The 15349-nt window shown below is 57.8% G+C and carries 18 protein-coding genes and 1 tRNA gene; 13 read left to right on the plus strand and 6 right to left on the minus strand.

Going from position 1 to position 15349, the window contains the following annotated elements; genetic code table 11:
• Positions 1–66: 66 nt before the first annotated feature.
• From ubiE to aspS, 7 genes are all read left to right on the plus strand, one after another.
• On the plus strand, positions 67–798 hold the full coding sequence (gene ubiE / locus EC86_RS0120035; protein ID WP_029527660.1) for a bifunctional demethylmenaquinone methyltransferase/2-methoxy-6-polyprenyl-1,4-benzoquinol methylase UbiE: 732 nt from the start codon (positions 67–69) through the stop codon (positions 796–798).
• A 58-nt stretch (positions 799–856) separates the two neighbouring features.
• The gene (locus EC86_RS0120040) at positions 857–1849 is read left to right on the plus strand and encodes a Tim44 domain-containing protein (protein ID WP_029527661.1); all 993 of its coding nucleotides are present in this window, start codon (positions 857–859) and stop codon (positions 1847–1849) included.
• Positions 1850–1937: 88 nt separating this feature from the next.
• Positions 1938–2696, plus strand: coding sequence for a hypothetical protein (locus EC86_RS26350; protein WP_232229943.1), 759 nt, complete (start codon positions 1938–1940; stop codon positions 2694–2696).
• Positions 2693–4246 (plus strand): ubiquinone biosynthesis regulatory protein kinase UbiB, encoded by a 1554-nt coding sequence (gene ubiB, locus EC86_RS0120050; RefSeq protein WP_029527663.1) that lies wholly within the window; start codon positions 2693–2695, stop codon positions 4244–4246. Before EC86_RS26350 ends, ubiB begins: the two co-directional genes overlap by 4 nt.
• 109 nt (positions 4247–4355) lie before the next feature.
• Positions 4356–4733 carry an FmdB family zinc ribbon protein gene (locus tag EC86_RS27945; protein WP_029527664.1) on the plus strand — a complete coding sequence of 126 codons (378 nt, stop codon included), beginning with the start codon at positions 4356–4358 and terminating at the stop codon, positions 4731–4733.
• A complete protein-coding gene (locus tag EC86_RS0120060) occupies positions 4733–5362 on the plus strand; it encodes a DUF502 domain-containing protein (protein ID WP_036772474.1) in 630 nt (209 codons plus the stop codon). Before EC86_RS27945 ends, EC86_RS0120060 begins: the two co-directional genes overlap by 1 nt.
• A 66-nt stretch (positions 5363–5428) precedes the next feature.
• Positions 5429–7216 carry an aspartate--tRNA ligase gene (aspS, locus tag EC86_RS0120065; RefSeq protein WP_408633911.1) on the plus strand — a complete coding sequence of 596 codons (1788 nt, stop codon included), beginning with the start codon at positions 5429–5431 and terminating at the stop codon, positions 7214–7216.
• A gap of 153 nt (positions 7217–7369) precedes the next feature.
• Here the strand turns inward: aspS and EC86_RS0120070 are convergent, their stop codons facing one another.
• Entirely contained in the window at positions 7370–7813 is a 444-nt protein-coding gene (locus EC86_RS0120070; RefSeq protein WP_029527667.1) for a universal stress protein, read from the minus strand.
• Between the two features lie 380 nt (positions 7814–8193).
• Between EC86_RS0120070 and EC86_RS0120075 the strand changes: the two genes are divergently transcribed.
• The 4 genes from EC86_RS0120075 to EC86_RS0120090 all read left to right on the plus strand — a co-directional run bounded on the left by EC86_RS0120075 (position 8194) and on the right by EC86_RS0120090 (position 11050).
• Positions 8194–9018, plus strand: coding sequence for a sensor histidine kinase (locus tag EC86_RS0120075; protein ID WP_084181468.1), 825 nt, complete (start codon positions 8194–8196; stop codon positions 9016–9018).
• On the plus strand, positions 9015–9659 hold the full coding sequence (locus EC86_RS0120080) for a response regulator (RefSeq protein ID WP_029527669.1): 645 nt from the start codon (positions 9015–9017) through the stop codon (positions 9657–9659). The genes EC86_RS0120075 and EC86_RS0120080 overlap by 4 nt, the downstream gene beginning before the upstream one ends.
• Positions 9660–9841: 182 nt before the next feature.
• Positions 9842–10231 (plus strand): response regulator, encoded by a 390-nt coding sequence (locus EC86_RS0120085; RefSeq protein WP_029527670.1) that lies wholly within the window; start codon positions 9842–9844, stop codon positions 10229–10231.
• A 33-nt stretch (positions 10232–10264) separates the two neighbouring features.
• The gene (locus EC86_RS0120090) at positions 10265–11050 is read left to right on the plus strand and encodes a helix-turn-helix domain-containing protein (RefSeq protein ID WP_029527671.1); all 786 of its coding nucleotides are present in this window, start codon (positions 10265–10267) and stop codon (positions 11048–11050) included.
• Between the two features lie 240 nt (positions 11051–11290).
• On the opposite strand, the gene EC86_RS0120095 is transcribed toward EC86_RS0120090, so the two are convergent.
• Complete coding sequence (locus EC86_RS0120095; protein WP_029527672.1) at positions 11291–11764, minus strand: phasin family protein; 474 nt, start codon at positions 11762–11764, stop codon at positions 11291–11293.
• A 274-nt stretch (positions 11765–12038) separates the two neighbouring features.
• Between EC86_RS0120095 and EC86_RS0120100 the strand changes: the two genes are divergently transcribed.
• Positions 12039–12115, plus strand: a tRNA-Arg gene (locus tag EC86_RS0120100).
• Positions 12116–12684: 569 nt separating this feature from the next.
• Here the strand turns inward: EC86_RS0120100 and EC86_RS0120105 are convergent.
• The 3 genes from EC86_RS0120105 to EC86_RS29575 form a co-directional block, all read right to left on the minus strand.
• A complete protein-coding gene (locus EC86_RS0120105; protein ID WP_051676083.1) occupies positions 12685–13065 on the minus strand; it encodes a helix-turn-helix domain-containing protein in 381 nt (126 codons plus the stop codon).
• A complete protein-coding gene (locus tag EC86_RS0120110; RefSeq protein WP_029527674.1) occupies positions 13049–13423 on the minus strand; it encodes a type II toxin-antitoxin system RelE/ParE family toxin in 375 nt (124 codons plus the stop codon). Before EC86_RS0120110 ends, EC86_RS0120105 begins: the two co-directional genes overlap by 17 nt.
• Before the next feature lie 155 nt (positions 13424–13578).
• Positions 13579–13881: a hypothetical protein gene (locus EC86_RS29575; RefSeq protein ID WP_198026856.1), complete on the minus strand. Its 303-nt coding sequence runs from the start codon at positions 13879–13881 to the stop codon at positions 13579–13581.
• Positions 13882–13949: 68 nt separating this feature from the next.
• Between EC86_RS29575 and trhA the strand changes: the two genes are divergently transcribed.
• Positions 13950–14585 carry a PAQR family membrane homeostasis protein TrhA gene (gene trhA, locus EC86_RS0120120; RefSeq protein ID WP_029527676.1) on the plus strand — a complete coding sequence of 212 codons (636 nt, stop codon included), beginning with the start codon at positions 13950–13952 and terminating at the stop codon, positions 14583–14585.
• Here trhA and EC86_RS0120125 read toward each other — a convergent pair.
• Positions 14555–15343 (minus strand): alpha/beta fold hydrolase, encoded by a 789-nt coding sequence (locus EC86_RS0120125; protein ID WP_051676084.1) that lies wholly within the window; start codon positions 15341–15343, stop codon positions 14555–14557. The two genes, trhA and EC86_RS0120125, sit on opposite strands and share 31 nt — an antisense overlap.
• Positions 15344–15349: the final 6 nt, after the last annotated feature.

Below are 15349 nucleotides of genomic sequence, written 5' to 3' on the forward strand. Positions count from 1 at the left end.
AATGACCTGAGTCAGCGCAGGGTTGTCGCTGTCAACCGGCACTTTGCCATCTAGCATTCACTCTTTATGACAACAACCCACTTTGGTTTTGAATCGGTAGACGAGCAGGACAAGGCGCGCCGAGTGCGCAGCGTGTTTGACTCGGTCGCACCTAAATACGATGTGATGAACGACCTGATGTCGATGGGCTTGCACCGCGCCTGGAAGGCTTACACCGTGCTGGTCGCCAACGTGAAAGAAGGCCAGCAGGTGCTGGACATCGCGGGCGGCACGGGCGACCTGGCACTGGCGTTCGCACCCAAGGTCGGCGCCACCGGGCGCGTGGTGCATACCGACATCAACGAAGCCATGCTCAGGGAAGGGCGCAACCGCCTGCTTGATGCGGGGGTCAATCTTCCGACGTTGGTCTGCGATGCCGAAAAACTCCCTTTTGCCGATGACAGCTTTGATGTCGTCACCGTGGCCTTCGGCCTGCGCAACATGACGCACAAGGACGTGGCCCTGAAGGAAATGAACCGGGTGCTCAAGCCTGGCGGCAAGCTGCTGGTGCTGGAGTTTTCCAAGGTCGCCAAGCCGCTCGAAAAGCTTTACGACTGGTATTCGTTCAAGGTTTTGCCCAGGATCGGCAAGCTGGTGGCCAATGACGACGCCAGCTACCAGTACCTGGCCGAGTCGATTCGCATGCATCCGAGCCAGGAAGAGTTGAAAACCCTTATGCGAAATACTGGCTTTGGCCATGTGGATTACCACAACCTGTCTGGCGGGGTGGTGGCATTGCATGTTGGAATCAAGTGTTGACAGCTTGAACGGCCTCTTGCCGTGATCAGGTTTTAATTGGTTTGATGAAGGAGACGATATGAAAATTTGGCAGGTTATTCTTTCCGCAGTATTTGCGGTCACCCTCACCCTGTCGGGTACGCCAGCCGATGCCAAGCGCATGGGCGGTGGCGGCTCGTTCGGCAAGCAGTCGTCCAACGTGACGCAGCGCCAGGCGCCGGCCAACAATGCGACCACTCCTTCGGCCGCGCCAGGGGCAGGCGCCGCTGCGGCAGCCGCACCGAAAAAGCCATGGGGCGCCATGCTCGGCGGCCTGGCCGCGGGCTTGGGCCTGGCCTGGCTGGCTTCATCGCTGGGCCTGGGCGGCGCTTTCGGCCAGATCATCATGTTCGCCTTGCTGGCGCTGGTGGTCATGGTGGTGATCGGCTTCGTGATGCGCAGGCTCAAGGGCGGCGCGGCGAATTCGCCGGGCGCCACGCGAGCGCAGCCGCCTTTCGCCTTCCAGGGCGCCGGCAACACGCCTGAAGCCACGCCGGCCCGAAACTACAGCCCGGCCAACGTCGGCAACGACGCGTCGGCACGCCCATGGGAGCGCAGCGCAACAGCTTTTGACAGCAACGTGGCTGCCACTAGCGCGGGTGGTTCGATGATCGGTTCCGGCCTGGCGGGTTCGCAATCCTGGGGCGTGCCTGCCGGCTTTGATGCCGAAGGCTTCCTCAAGGCCTGCAAGTCCAATTTCGTGACGCTCCAGGATGCCTGGGACCGTTCCGACATCCAGAACCTGCGTGCCATGATGACCGACGACATGCTGGAGCAGATCAAGACGCAACTGGCTGACCGCGAAACCCACACGGGCGGCACGTCCAACAAGACCGAGGTGGTTATGCTCGACGCGCAACTGCTGGGCATCGAGGAAATGAGCGACGTGTACATGGCCAGCGTCGAGTTCTCCGGCATGATCAAGGAAGACGCATCCAGCGGCGCCAGCCCGTTCCGGGAAGTCTGGAACATGACCAAGCCCCGCACCGGCGGCAGCGGCTGGCTGGTCGCCGGTGTCCAGGCATTGCAATAAGCGGGGCATCAAGCAAGCAGTGATACCTTAAGGCCAAGCCAGGGACATTAGACCCCAGGCACTTTTTATCCTGCAAAATCGGAGACGTATGAATAACACGTCTCCTTTTTCATTTCTGGAATCCATCGCCACCCGTTTTCAGCCGCCCGCGTGGGTGGTTGATGAAGGGCAGCAGCGGCTGGTACTTTTTCTCAACCATGTTCTTCTGCAGGAAAAGCAGGCCCAGGAACGGCTCTTGCGACAAAAAGGCCGTGTGGTGCATTTGCGGTGGGGTTTGTTTGCTATTGATTTAATAGTCACTCCAGCCGGCCTCGCGGATCGTGCCCCGGCTTTTTCCAAGCCGGATCTGGTTCTGTCGGTTGCCGCTGAATCGCCGCTGGTTGTGGTGCAGTCGGTGCTGGCGGGGAAGGCACCCCCCGTCAAGATCGAAGGCGATGTGCAACTGGCGGCCGATATTGGCTGGCTGGCTGAAAATTTACGATGGGACGCCGAAGAAGACTTGTCCCGCCTGATCGGCGATGCGCCAGCCCATGCCCTGGCCGACGCCGGACGACGACTGGCCTCCGGCCTGAGGCAATTTTTGACCCAGGGGCCGCTGGCGCCTGCTGCGCAGGCCGCAACCTCGTCCCCAGTGGCTCCGGCCCCTGCCGTGCCGCAGCGCAGGACCGCGCCTGTCGCCCCCCAGGCATCATCAGTCACCAGCCCGTTGCCCGCCGAGGCGGCAGCGGTTCCTGCCGGGTCCGCCATCCAGACTGAAGCAGGCGGTGGCACCCTGCCTTCTGGAGAAACCAGCACCCATGGCTCGGCAGGCGAGGCACCGCCCATGCCGCCCGGGGCCGCTGCGTGAGCCGGATTGTCCGGGGCTTCATCATTGTCTGGACCGTGCTGCGGTTCGGACTGGACGAACTCGTCCTGTCAAGCTTCGAGAAGCCATGGATTCGCCTGCTCTCGCGCATCGTGTCGTTTGGGCGCAATCTTGAAGCCCCCCGGGGAGAGCGTCTTAGGCAGGCGCTAGAGCACCTGGGGCCGATTTTTGTCAAGTTTGGCCAGGTGCTTTCGACCCGCCGCGATCTGCTGCCGCCTGACATTGCCGACGAGCTGGCACGATTGCAGGACCGCGTGCCGCCGTTCCCGTCTGCCGTCGCGGTGGCGATCATTGAAAAATCCTTTGGCAAGCCGCTGGATCGCATCTTCGAAAGCTTTGAGCAGACGCCGGTCGCCAGTGCATCGATAGCGCAGGTTCACTTTGCCACGCTACCCGGTGGCCGTGAGGTGGCCGTCAAAGTGCTGCGGCCCAACATGGTGGCCGCTTTCAAAAAGGACCTGGCGCTGATGAGCATGATGGCCGGCTGGGTCGAGCGTGCGTCAAAAGACGGCAAGCGCCTCAAGCCGCGCGAGGTCGTGGCCGAGTTCGACAAGTACCTGCACGACGAGCTGGACCTGTTGCGCGAGGCGTCGAATGCGGCGCAACTGCGCCGCAACATGCAAAGCCTTGATCTGGTGATGATTCCGGAGATGTACTGGGACTACTGCATGCCCGATGTGATGGTGATGCAGCGCATGTACGGTGTTCCCATTGGCCAGACCCAGCGCCTGCGCGATGCCGGCGTGGACATGAAAAAACTGTCGCGCGATGGTGTCACGCTGTTTTTCACCCAGGTGTTTCGCGACGGGTTTTTCCACGCCGACATGCACCCCGGCAACATCCAGGTCAGTTTGGCGCCTGAAACCTTTGGCCGCTATATCTCGCTCGACTTCGGCATCGTGGGCACGCTCACCGAGGTGGACAAGGAATATCTGGCGCAAAATTTCAGCGCCTTCTTCCAGCGCGACTACAAGCGCGTGGCCGAACTGCACATCGAATCCGGCTGGGTTCCGCCGGCCACGCGTGTCGATGAACTGGAGTCTGCGATTCGTGCCTGCTGCGAGCCGATGTTCGACCGACCGCTCAAGGAGCTTTCCCTGGGCATGGTGCTGATGCGTCTGTTCCAGACTTCGCGCCGCTTCCAGGTGGAAATCCAGCCGCAACTGGTCCTGCTGCAAAAAACGCTGCTCAATATTGAAGGGCTGGGACGCGACCTCGACCCTGACCTGGACCTGTGGAGCACGGCCAAGCCTTTTCTGGAGCGCTGGATGCTGGAGCAGGTCGGTCCTGAAAAACTTCTGGCCCAACTCAAGGCCGAAGCGCCGTCGTATGCCAAATTGCTGCCCATGCTGCCGCGTCTGATGGCGCAATACCTGAAGGCCGGACCGCCAGCCAACCACAGTCGCCTGAACGAATTGCTGGCGGAACAAAAACGCACAAACAAGCTGCTGCAAAGCCTGATCTACGGCGGCCTGGGTTTTGTTCTGGGGCTGATCTTCATGCAGGTCGTGTTGCGTATTCGGCTTTTTTAATGGGAAATTTCGTTCAGCAGGGAAGGGCGGGGCACGCCCTATAATTAAAGGCTTTGCACCGCCTGGCCTTTGCTGGCGGCAAACTCTCCGGAAAACGAGCTAAAGCACCATGCCCATCTACGCCTACAAATGTGAATCCTGCGGATTCGCCAAGGATGTACTGCAAAAAATGTCGGATGCTCCCTTGTCGGTATGCCCGCAATGCAGTGCATCGAGCTTCAAGAAGCAGTTGACCGCCGCTGGTTTTCAACTCAAGGGTTCTGGCTGGTATGTCACCGATTTTCGGGGCGGCAACAGCGGCGCGCCCGTTGCAAAACCGGCCGAGACGCAGGCTGCTGCGTCAGGAGACGCGGGCAAGACATCTTCGGATTCTGGCACCGGTAGCGGTTCGGCAGCAAGTCCGGCCGCAGCGCCATCGGCAACGGCTTCTCCAGCCCCATCGAGCAGCACTAACAGTACCAGCGGCGCTTCCACAAAAACGTCATGATGAGCTCGATTCGCCGGTGGCTGCTGGCTGGACTCCTGGTTCTTGTGCCGCTGGCCATCACGCTGGCGGTGCTCAACTGGATTGTGGCCACGCTGGACCAGACCCTCTTGATCCTGCCGGTGGCGTGGCATCCGGACAGGCTGCTAGGTTTTCATATTCCAGGTTTTGGCGTGCTGCTGACGCTGGGAATCGTGCTGCTGATGGGAGCCATTGCCAGCAACTTCCTGGGCAGGAAACTGCTGATGGTCGGAAATGCCCTGCTGCGCCGCATTCCGATTGTCCGCTCCATCTACTCCAGCGTAAAACAGGTATCCGACACCCTGTTTTCCGAAAACGGCAACGCCTTTCGCAAAGCCCTGCTGGTGCAGTGGCCGCGCGAAGGCGTCTGGACCATCGGCTTCCTCACCGGCTTGCCCGGCGGCGACGTTGTGAACCATTTGCCCGCAGACTATGTGAGCGTCTATGTCCCGACCACGCCAAATCCCACCGGCGGCTATTTCGTCATGCTCAAAAGAGCCGAATGCGTTGAGCTGAAAATGAGTGTCGATGAAGCGCTGACGTATGTCATTTCCATGGGCGTCGTGGTGCCTGCCGCCCGCCCTGTTCCCCCGCTCAATCCCCCCCTGTAAACAGCGCGGCAGCGCTGATCACCCGAGTATTTATTCATGGCTATCGCCCAAACACAAGGCGCTCAAATGCGCACCACCTATTGCGGTCTGGTGACCGAAAGCCTGATGGGCCAGACGGTCAGCCTGTGTGGCTGGGTCAACCGCCGGCGCGACCATGGCGGCGTGATCTTCATTGACCTGCGCGATCGCGAAGGCTATGTGCAAGTCGTGTGCGATCCGGACCGCGCCGACATGTTCGGCATTGCCGAAGACGTGCGCAACGAGTTCTGCGTCCAAGTCAAGGGAATTGTCCGCGCCCGTCCTGAAGGCACGGCCAACGCCAGCCTTAAAAGCGGCCAGGTCGAGGTGCTGTGCCATGAGCTGATCGTGCTCAACCCCAGCGTCACGCCGCCGTTTCAGCTTGACGACGATAACCTGTCGGAAACCACGCGCCTGACGCACCGGGTGCTCGACCTGCGCCGTCCCTACATGCAGAACAACCTGATGCTGCGTTACCGCGTGGCGATGGAAACGCGCAAGTTTTTGGACGCCAACGGTTTCATCGACATCGAAACGCCCATGCTGACCAAGAGCACGCCCGAGGGCGCTCGCGATTACCTGGTGCCCAGCCGCGTCAACGAAGGCCAGTTTTTTGCCTTGCCGCAGAGTCCGCAACTGTTCAAGCAACTCTTGATGGTGGCCGGCTTCGACCGCTACTACCAGATCACCAAGTGCTTTCGCGACGAGGACCTGCGCGCTGACCGTCAGCCTGAATTCACGCAGATCGATATCGAGACGTCCTTCATGGGCGAGCAGGAAATCCGCGATATGTTCCAGGGCATGATGAGCAACATGTTCAAGACGGTGCTGAACACCGACTTGGGCGAGTTCCCGGTCATGGCCTATGCCGATGCCATGCACCGCTACGGTTCGGACAAGCCCGATCTGCGCATCAGCATGGAATTCACCGAACTTACCGACGTGATGGCCGATGTGGATTTCAAGGTCTTCAGCGCACCGGCGACCACACCGGGCGGCCGCGTGGTGGCCTTGCGCGTGCCCGGCGGCGCTGAAATCAGCCGCAGCGAAATCGACGGCTACACTGATTTCGTCAAGATCTACGGCGCCAAGGGCCTGGCCTGGATCAAGGTCAACGACATCAGCAAAGGCCGTGAAGGCTTGCAAAGCCCCATCGTCAAGAACATCCATGATGCGGCTGTGGCCGAGATACTCAAGCGCACCAGCGCGCAGAATGGCGACATTCTGTTTTTCGGCGCCGACAAGTCCAAGGTGGTGAACGACAGCATCGGCGCGCTGCGACTGAAGGTCGGCCACAGCGCCTTCGGCAAGAAGACCGGTCTGTTCACCAAAGGCTGGAAGCCGCTGTGGGTGGTTGATTTCCCGATGTTCGAATATGACGAGGACGGCAAGCGCTGGAGCGCAGTGCATCATCCCTTTACCGCGCCGAAAGACGGCCATGAAGACTGGATGGACACCGACCCCGGTCGCTGCATTGCCAAGGCCTACGACATGGTGCTCAATGGCTGGGAACTGGGCGGCGGCTCGGTCCGTATCCACCGCGCCGATGTGCAGAGCAAGGTGTTCAGCGCGCTGAACATCGGCCCTGAAGAAGCCCAGCTGAAGTTCGGCTTCCTGCTCGACGCGTTGCAGTATGGAGCGCCGCCGCACGGTGGCCTGGCCTTTGGCCTGGACCGCATCGTGACCATGATGACCGGCGCCGAGTCGATCCGCGACGTGATTGCATTCCCGAAAACCCAGCGCGCGCAGTGCCTGCTGACCCATGCGCCTAGCCCCGTTGACGAAAAGCAGTTGCGCGAATTGCACATACGTCTGCGCAACCCATTGCCGCTATGAACGTGTTCGCCAGTAGGTAACCAACCAGAAAAAAGGGCACTTCAAGAGTGCCCTTTTTGCTTTCCGAATCCACCTCTACTTTGGCCCGATGGTGACCAATACAGAACGCCCGGCAGCGCTTTCAGCGAGAGGGTTAGGGTTTTGCCAAGTCAGTCAGCGCAGGACCAGAACCGGCACGGTGCTGTGCGTCAGTACATGCTGGGTTTCGCTGCCCAGCAGGACCCGCTTGATGCCCTTGCGACCATGCGACGCCATGACGACCAGGTCGCACCCATGTTTGGTGGCTGCGGACATGATGGACTCGGCAACCAGGTCAGACTGCGCAACCACCGCCTTGGCCGTGACGCCCTGGGCCTTGGCCTGTTCTTGCACCGCATCAACAACCGCCTGGCCTTTGTCGCTCCACTGCTTCTCGGTGCGGGCAATGTCTTCCACCGAAATGGTGATGCCACCTTCAAAGTAGCTCACCGGGTAGCGCGGCACGACATACAGCGCGACCAGTTCGGCGCCTATGGCTGCAGCCAGTTCGATGGCGCTGCCCACCGCCGTATTTGAAAGATCCGAACCGTCGGTAGCGACAAGAATTCGTTTGTACATGATGCGTTCTCCAATTTAGATACAAAGTTTCAGCGTAGGCATATGGAGCCCTGCCGGTCTTGATTCACGTCAAGCTGCGCAAAAGCTTCAACGATCTTATACCTTGAAAGATTGCGCAAGACGCATCTCGAATTGCTAACAGTTTTTTCTGCAAAAGCTAGCTGAACTGGGTAGCGAAGTCTGTAACCGCAATAACGCTTTGTAGATAGGCCCTCGTATTCAGCGAACTGCATTCCCATTTGCTTTAAGGTCATTCCACAAGCAGATAAAGAGATGCGAGTTTGCCATTGAGTCTTTAGGTGCAGCGATCAGAAAGTCTTTGAAAAAGCCGCGCATCGCCTGAAGTCCAGACTGCAAACACGAAATCTTCCGGAGGAACCATGAAAAGCCAGATGCATTTTGAGATCGATTCAAAGAAAACGGGACGGGTGAGGGATAAGCGGCCAGCCGGTTATCAACTTCACGGGCTGCCGCCTCTTCCTCAAGCATTCATGGTCAATATTCCGCTGGGGTCGGCTGAAACCTCACAGCTTTTGGAGGAGCGGCGTACCTTTGCTGTCGCGGCACAGGCTATCCGCGAAGAGGAAAAAGCGCGCTTGGCTCGGGAGCTGCACGATGAACTTGCGCAGTCATTGACGGCGCTGAAGATGGACACCATTTGGGTTCGCGACCACGTTTCATCCGTTCCTGGGACGGTGACCGCGAAGCTGAACGAGATGGTCGAAATGCTTGACCGCACGGTGGCGGCAACACGCCGGATGGCCGCCGACCTGCGGCCGTTGATGCTCGATGACCTGGGCTTGGTGCCGGCGATCGAATGGCTTGCAAGCAATTTCATGCAGCGCTGCGGCGTGCCCTGCACACTTTCGGTCAATAACGAACTGGAACTCGAACTGCCCGAGCCGTACGCAACGGCCGTGTTCCGGATCGTTCAGGAGTCGCTTAACAACATTGCCAAGCATGCGGCTGCCTCGCAGGTCATGGTCACGCTGGACAAGACCCAGGATGCAGTAAGGCTGCGAGTTCAGGATGATGGCTGCGGATTCTTTTCGGATGGCGCACGCAAGCCGCAATCGCTCGGGCTCATGGGCCTGCGCGAGCGGGCGCAACTCCTCGGGGGAAGCGTCGCCATCAGCAGTGCGCGGGGAAAGGGAACTACCGTCGAGGTCAGCATCCCCGTGGACCAGACGGGAGTTCACCAATGATCAGGATCGTGATAGCGGACGATCATGCCATTGTGAGAGAGGGCCTCAAGCGCATCGTCACCTCGGCGGAAGACATGACCGTGGTGGGTGAGGCGTCCAACGGAATGGAGGTCATGCGCCAGGTGCGTGAGTCTGATTTCGATGTTCTGGTTCTCGATTTGTCCATGCCGGGCCGAAGCGGAATGGAACTGATCAAGCTGGTGCGCTGCGAAAAGCCGAAACTTCGCATTCTCGTGCTCAGCATGCATGAAGAACTGCAGTACGCCGTTCGCTCGATCAAGTCCGGCGCCAGCGGCTACCTGACCAAGGAAAGTGCGCCGACACAACTGATGCAAGTGCTGCGCAAGATTGCAGCAGGCGGCGCCTTCATCAGCACAGGGGTTGCCGAGCAGCTGGCGCTCGGCTCCATGCTCGGATCCACATCGGCAGCGCATGAAAAGCTGACGGACCGGGAATTCGAGGTCTTCCGTTTGATCGCCATCGGCATGTCCGTCACCGATATTGCGGGGCGGCTGAACCTTTCGGCAAAAACCATCAGCACCCATAAAGCAAATCTCATGCAGAAGATGAATCTGCAAAACCAGAGTGAACTGATTCGTTACGCCATCAAGCATGGCGTGACCGAACCCCTGGAGCCATGAAGCGATTTAAAGGGGTCTTCCGTTCACCGGCAGTCCTGATGGAGCGGTTTGCATGCCGCCCGGCCTGCCGGGATTGGCTGAGTAGTGGTCGGTGCCGGCCCTTGACGCATCCGGAGTTTTCCGATGCTGCTTGTCAGGCAACACGCATGGCGCGCACCTTGAATGGGCGGCATAGTAGCGCAATGGGCCAAGAAAATGTATCGTTAAGAATCTTCATTGCCGACGATTCACTGGTCATACGGGAGCGCGTGGCGTCGATGCTCGGCGCCAGCGCCATGACCGTCGTCGGCCAAGCTGAAACGCCCCAGGACTCGATAGAAGGCATCCTTGCCGTCTACCCGGATGTGGTGGTGCTGGACGTTCAGCTCGAAGGCGGATCTGGCCTGCAGGTCTTGCGGGCAATTCGCCATGCAGCGCCAGACATCGCATTCGTGATTTTCAGCAACAGTTCGGACCCGATCTATCGAAAGCGCTACCTGGGCGCCGGGGCCGAGGATTTCCTGGACAAGACCCATCAATTTGACCAGCTCGCCAAAGCGGTGCTCAATGCCTCACAGCATGCCGACTGTTGAGATTTTTCAGCGTCAGTCGAAGGAGCGTTTGCCATGGCCGCCGTTTTCGAAAACTTAGCCCGTCCCCCAGAGCCGCGCATTCGGCTAAAGACAGAAACATCCGTGCCGGATACGTCCCTCATGATGCGCTGCGCCACATGCCTTCATAAGGAAACGTGCTTTCCATGCGGAATTGCCGTGAACGATGCGCGTCAGCTGGCCGCATTCAGATTCGGCCAGCGCAAGGTCAAGACAGGACAAACCCTTTTTCATGAAGGCGACGACTTTCAGTTCCTGTATGCGGTGCGCAGCGGCACTTTCAAATCCAGGTTGCTGCTGGCGGATGGAAGGGAGCAGGTCAACGGCTTTTGCATGGCGGGCGAAATTCTGGGTCTGGACGGCGTGGCTTACGGCGCCTATGCCTCCAGCGCCATCGCACTGGAAGACGCCGACGTTTGCGTGATTTCCTATGCCCATCTGACGGAACTGGCCGCAAGCAACGCTGGCCTTCTTCAGGTGATCGCGCGAATGATGAGCCGTGAAATCTTGCGGGAGCATCGCCTGATCACCCTGCTGGGAAGCCTGAATGCGGAAGAGCGGTTGGCTGCCTTTTTGTTGAACCTTTCGCACCGGCTGAAAGTGCGGGGTTACTCGGCCGTTGAATTCCACCTGCGAATGTCGCGCGCCGAGATTGGAAGCTACCTTGGAATGACGCTGGAGACCGTGAGCAGGACTTTTTCCGCCTTTCAGCAATTGAATTTACTGGAAGTCGACAAACGGCACATCAGGCTGCTGAGCATCGATGGGTTGAAGCGGGCTCTGAAAACTAGCCTGCATTGAACAGAGTGCGTGTCGATCACTGTCCATCCTGGCTTTCGTGCTGTGTTCAAAACAGGGTTTCACCGCAATAACTCCCGGCATGGGAAAGTCAATTAATCTGCTATTAATAAAATAGCTATAAACCCTTTACCCATAAGCGAAAGTAGCTTGTTTTTACGATATTTCTCTTGCTCGGCGCGTTCTGCCGCGACCAGCGGCTATTGATGCCCATCGATCGCAGGCAGTTCAACGCGCCATGGTTTAACTGGCAGTCGCGTCGAGTTTTTTGTTAAAAAGTTCAGATATTCCCGGCAAGGTCGCCTGGAAATTGCTGAAGGCCTTTTCCATTCGTTCTTTTGTATTGCCAACAAACAAGTGGTTGAACCGTGCCATCATTTCAATCTGCGTCTGCAGCCCTGTCGTGGCAAGTCGCTGCCAATAGTTGACAGGGCTTTCCAGATAGAAACTCATCAGTTCGGCGTGGATATCCAGCAGGTTGGCGTCAGCACCTGCCGTACGCAGTTTTTTTGCTGCGCCTTCGCACGCGCTGAGGGCTTGATGGGCTGCTTGCTGCCGGGCCTGGCACAGGGTTTCCATGCTGCGAAACCATGTGCAGGCAGCTTCCACAACAATCGCATACTGTTCCTGGCTGAGGTTCGTCACATAGTTCGCAACTGGGGAACCGTTATCGGGCCAGGTGGTCAGCACGGAAGGGCGAAATGTTTTCACAGTCATTAAGAGTGTCCTTGAATGATTGAAGCAAAGAAGAAGTCTTGAGGGTGCAAGGTCATTCTGTGTTCTGGCTGTCATGCACTTTTTGATCTGGCGCAAGCCCTGCGCTGTTCAGGGGTAAGCCTATTCAATCAACAACCCGTTGGTAAAAAAACAGGAAAACCTGCCGTGCGTGCATTTATGAAGAAAGTCCGAAACTCCAGCATCAGTTGTAATTTTTCCTCTTCTTTGGGATCGATCAGTCAGTGTCAATAACTGCGCTATAATTTGAAGCTTGGCGGCTGTAGCTCAGTTGGATAGAGTACTTGGCTACGAACCAAGGGGTCGTGGGTTCAATTCCTGCCAGCCGCACCATATGAAACAAGGACTTAGAGTCGAAAGGCTCTAAGTCCTTTCTTCTTTTCAGAATCGGTGTCCTATTAGTCCCCTAAAAATCTTTGGATCGCTGCGGTTGCTGGCGGACATTGATCAATAAAACGCACGTCTTTGAGAAGGTGCAGCCAGGCATCTCAACTTGAGATAAGGCTGAGTTTCCAAAGATAGTGTGCAGGATTGAAGATCGCATACGCCATGGCGAGCGAGTCTCGCGCAGATCGCCGTAATGTGGGCAACAATTTCTAACCCTGGATTTTGCATTCTGGCCCGACGCTACACAAATGTCGGACCGCTTCAGACTGACAAGAGTCAGACGACCTCCGGAACTGCTTGCTTCAAAGTAAGCAACCGGGCAATACACCTTGAATCCCTTGTCCGTCAAATTGAAGTCGGCGGGTATGGAGTGCGGGTCAAGTCCGCAATGACAGCCGGGCGAGATGCTATTTATTTGGTAGCTGCTTGCGCTTATGCAGATTGCACCAGAGGCTGTTTTCATACTTTTTTAGAGATTTTTGATTGCGGATCGAGGCCGCAAGGACCGCCGCGCCTCAAGCCGCCGCCCAGACCATCACAGCGCCCGCGCCGGAGCTGTCGGTACCGGCGCGCGGGCGGATAAAGATTTCAACATCGCGGTTCAGCAAGGTGATGTAGTGCAACAGGCGTTCGCTGGAAAAACGGCTGAGCTTGTAGTGTTTAAGCTCCGACACATGCGGCTGCGAAATCCCCAGACGTTTGGCCGCTGCCGCCTGGGTCAGCCCTTCGTCTTTTAGCAAGTCGTTCAGGCGCAGTGCCAATTGCACCCGAAGCTGACGCCCATCGGGGTCTGGCAAACCCAAATCAGCAAACACATTGCCCGAACCGGCCTCGACTGTTTCGATCACTGTGTTGTCCACCGTTTCAGCAGGTGGCGCTTTAGCTTTGGTGCTCATGGTGTTCCTTGTAATGTTGCTGGGCGAGTTTGAGGCGCGTGTGAATCAGGACAATATCGTTCTGCGATGTGCGGCTACCGCTGGGCGACTTTTTCTGGAAGCAATGCAGCACGTAAACCGCCTTGGCAAAACGCACGGTGTAAACGGCCCGGAAGGTATTGCCCGAATCGTTTTCCACCAACTCCAGCACGCCCGAACCCTCGCCTTTCCACGGCTTGGCTTGCGGCGACGTGGCGTCCATCTGCATAGCGCTCAAGGCATAGCCAAAGTCATCCACCGCGTCAGCGGGCAAGGCCACCAGGTCTTTCCTGGACGAACCGACCCAGTGCAATGGCTTTTCGCTGCGTTTTGGCAGCATGTGAAATTATATCTAATTAGGTATTTATTGAAGAAGGTTGCAATAACGGCCTGGCGATAATTGCTATTATTTTTGTAGCTGCTTGTGCTTATGCAGCTTGCGCAAAAGGCCGTTTTTATGCTAAATATCCGACTTTTCGTCTGGCCCCGGCACATTCAGCGCATAAAACTCGTGCAGCTTGGCGGCGAGTAATTTTTTGTCCGGCAGCTGGGTCTGGTATTCGGTGACCAGCGCGGGGAAGAGCGAACGGCTGAGCGCGTATTCGACCACTTCGCTGGCAACACTTCGCGGCGGATGAAGGCGGCTATGCCGCCGTCTTCCAGCAAGGGCACCTGCTCGGTGTCGCGCAGGTCGGCGTCGGCCTCGTATTCGACCACGGCGGGCTTGCCGTCCACGGGTGCGTCGTACAGGCCGTGCAGGGTGTCGGGCTTAATGTCGCCGCCTTCAGGAACCTTCATCAAAGCGTCATGCATTTCATTGAAACTAAAAAATCTACATTGAGCGAACCTATAAAAAATTCGCAGCCATGACCTCACATACACAAAGCGCGGGCGAAGAAATTGCCAATAGTGTCAGCCATGGGATTGCATTGCTGGCAGTGATCGCAGCCACATGGTCTCTGATGGCCTCTGACCACTACAAAACCCCGGCAAGCTTCGTCGGGGCCATGGTTTTTGCGGGAACGATGGTGTGCTTGTATCTAACCTCGACCATTTACCACGCGCTACCGATCGGCCGCGCCAAGCAGATGCTCCTCAAACTCGACTACGGCGCCATCTTCTCGTTCATCGCGGGAAGTTACACCCCCTTCGCGCTGAGTTCTCGTGACGAAGTACCAGATTGGGCATTGCTTGGGGCCGTCTGGTTGATGGCCATTTTTGGCATGGCGCTGAAGATTTCAAACCGCTTGAGGCAGCCTTGGCTGTCCACGGTGTTATATGTTTTGATGGGCTGGGCGGTACTGATGGCCGCACTGCCGCTCGTCGATCATCTGCCTGTGGCAAGCATGACCTGGCTGGTCGCAGGCGGGATTGCCTACACCGTTGGAACCCTTTTCTTCATGGTAGATGCCCGCGTGCGCTACGCGCATGCGGTCTGGCACGGGTTTGTCGCTGTTGGGACAGGCTGTCACTACTGGGCAGTGCGCAGCTTGGCGGCTTGATCTCGACGCTGCTGCCTGCCTAACCACTGCTGGACCTTTTCGATCACCCAGTTGGGATCGTCCAGGACAAGGTCATGTCCGGCCATTGGGTGAAGCTGCACCGGGCATTTCCAGCGGGACGCGATAGCCAGTGAGCAGTTGACATGCACCAGCCTGTCTTGCTTGCTGGACAAGATCAACACGTCTGTATCAGGGGCCCGGGAACGGACTCGATACCGAAGGGCGGCCACGACTTGCCTGAGTGCATTGGCCCGGCTCACCGGGTGCTTGATGTGCGCCTGAACCCACTCATCAATAACTTGCGCGCGCTGTGTCGCTCGATTGCTGGTCAACTGCAAGATGATGCGCTCGGCCTCCGCAGGGTCCCGGATCAGCAGGACAAGCCGAAGAAGCGGGAGGTAGTTGCGTGGCCGCATGCGGTGGTAAAAGGGGCTGAATTTACCCAAACTGATGTTCATGAGGACGCACCCCTTCACTTCACCGTTGCCGCTGTAGGACCATTCGGTCGCTACCATGGCACCGAGCGACATGGCCAGCAAGAAGTAGGGAGGCGGGTGCCCTCGTTTGATGAGTTCATTTCGGCAGTAGGTCACCATCGTTGGGATGGACATCGGACTGGTCATATGGTGAAGCTCACCGTTTCCAGGCAAATCAAGACAGATCACCTTTGATCCGGGTAGTGATTGCTCAAAATCATTGGGGAAGCTGCCCCAGTGGGCCGTTTCACGGGTCAGTCCGCGCAAGAATATCCAGAGCATTTCCAG

The sequence above is a fragment of the Polaromonas glacialis genome, assembly GCF_000709345.1.
GTDB lineage: Bacteria > Pseudomonadota > Gammaproteobacteria > Burkholderiales > Burkholderiaceae_C > Polaromonas > Polaromonas glacialis.

Excerpts from the sequence above, each read along its gene's own strand:
- ubiE (WP_029527660.1), top strand. The coding sequence starts at position 67 with ATGACAACAACCCACTTTGGTTTTGAATCGGTAGACGAGCAGGACAAG.
- EC86_RS0120040 (WP_029527661.1), top strand. The coding sequence starts at position 857 with ATGAAAATTTGGCAGGTTATTCTTTCCGCAGTATTTGCGGTCACCCTC.
- EC86_RS26350 (WP_232229943.1), top strand. The coding sequence starts at position 1,938 with ATGAATAACACGTCTCCTTTTTCATTTCTGGAATCCATCGCCACCCGT.
- EC86_RS27945 (WP_029527664.1), top strand. The coding sequence starts at position 4,356 with ATGCCCATCTACGCCTACAAATGTGAATCCTGCGGATTCGCCAAGGAT.
- EC86_RS0120060 (WP_036772474.1), top strand. The coding sequence starts at position 4,733 with ATGAGCTCGATTCGCCGGTGGCTGCTGGCTGGACTCCTGGTTCTTGTG.
- aspS (WP_408633911.1), top strand. The coding sequence starts at position 5,429 with ATGCGCACCACCTATTGCGGTCTGGTGACCGAAAGCCTGATGGGCCAG.
- EC86_RS0120070 (WP_029527667.1), bottom strand. The coding sequence starts at position 7,813 with ATGTACAAACGAATTCTTGTCGCTACCGACGGTTCGGATCTTTCAAAT.
- EC86_RS0120075 (WP_084181468.1), top strand. The coding sequence starts at position 8,194 with ATGAAAAGCCAGATGCATTTTGAGATCGATTCAAAGAAAACGGGACGG.
- EC86_RS0120080 (WP_029527669.1), top strand. The coding sequence starts at position 9,015 with ATGATCAGGATCGTGATAGCGGACGATCATGCCATTGTGAGAGAGGGC.
- EC86_RS0120085 (WP_029527670.1), top strand. The coding sequence starts at position 9,842 with ATGGGCCAAGAAAATGTATCGTTAAGAATCTTCATTGCCGACGATTCA.
- EC86_RS0120090 (WP_029527671.1), top strand. The coding sequence starts at position 10,265 with ATGGCCGCCGTTTTCGAAAACTTAGCCCGTCCCCCAGAGCCGCGCATT.
- EC86_RS0120095 (WP_029527672.1), bottom strand. The coding sequence starts at position 11,764 with ATGACTGTGAAAACATTTCGCCCTTCCGTGCTGACCACCTGGCCCGAT.
- EC86_RS0120105 (WP_051676083.1), bottom strand. The coding sequence starts at position 13,065 with ATGAGCACCAAAGCTAAAGCGCCACCTGCTGAAACGGTGGACAACACA.
- EC86_RS0120110 (WP_029527674.1), bottom strand. The coding sequence starts at position 13,423 with ATGCTGCCAAAACGCAGCGAAAAGCCATTGCACTGGGTCGGTTCGTCC.
- EC86_RS29575 (WP_198026856.1), bottom strand. The coding sequence starts at position 13,881 with ATGAAGGTTCCTGAAGGCGGCGACATTAAGCCCGACACCCTGCACGGC.
- trhA (WP_029527676.1), top strand. The coding sequence starts at position 13,950 with ATGACCTCACATACACAAAGCGCGGGCGAAGAAATTGCCAATAGTGTC.
- EC86_RS0120125 (WP_051676084.1), bottom strand. The coding sequence starts at position 15,343 with ATGCTCTGGATATTCTTGCGCGGACTGACCCGTGAAACGGCCCACTGG.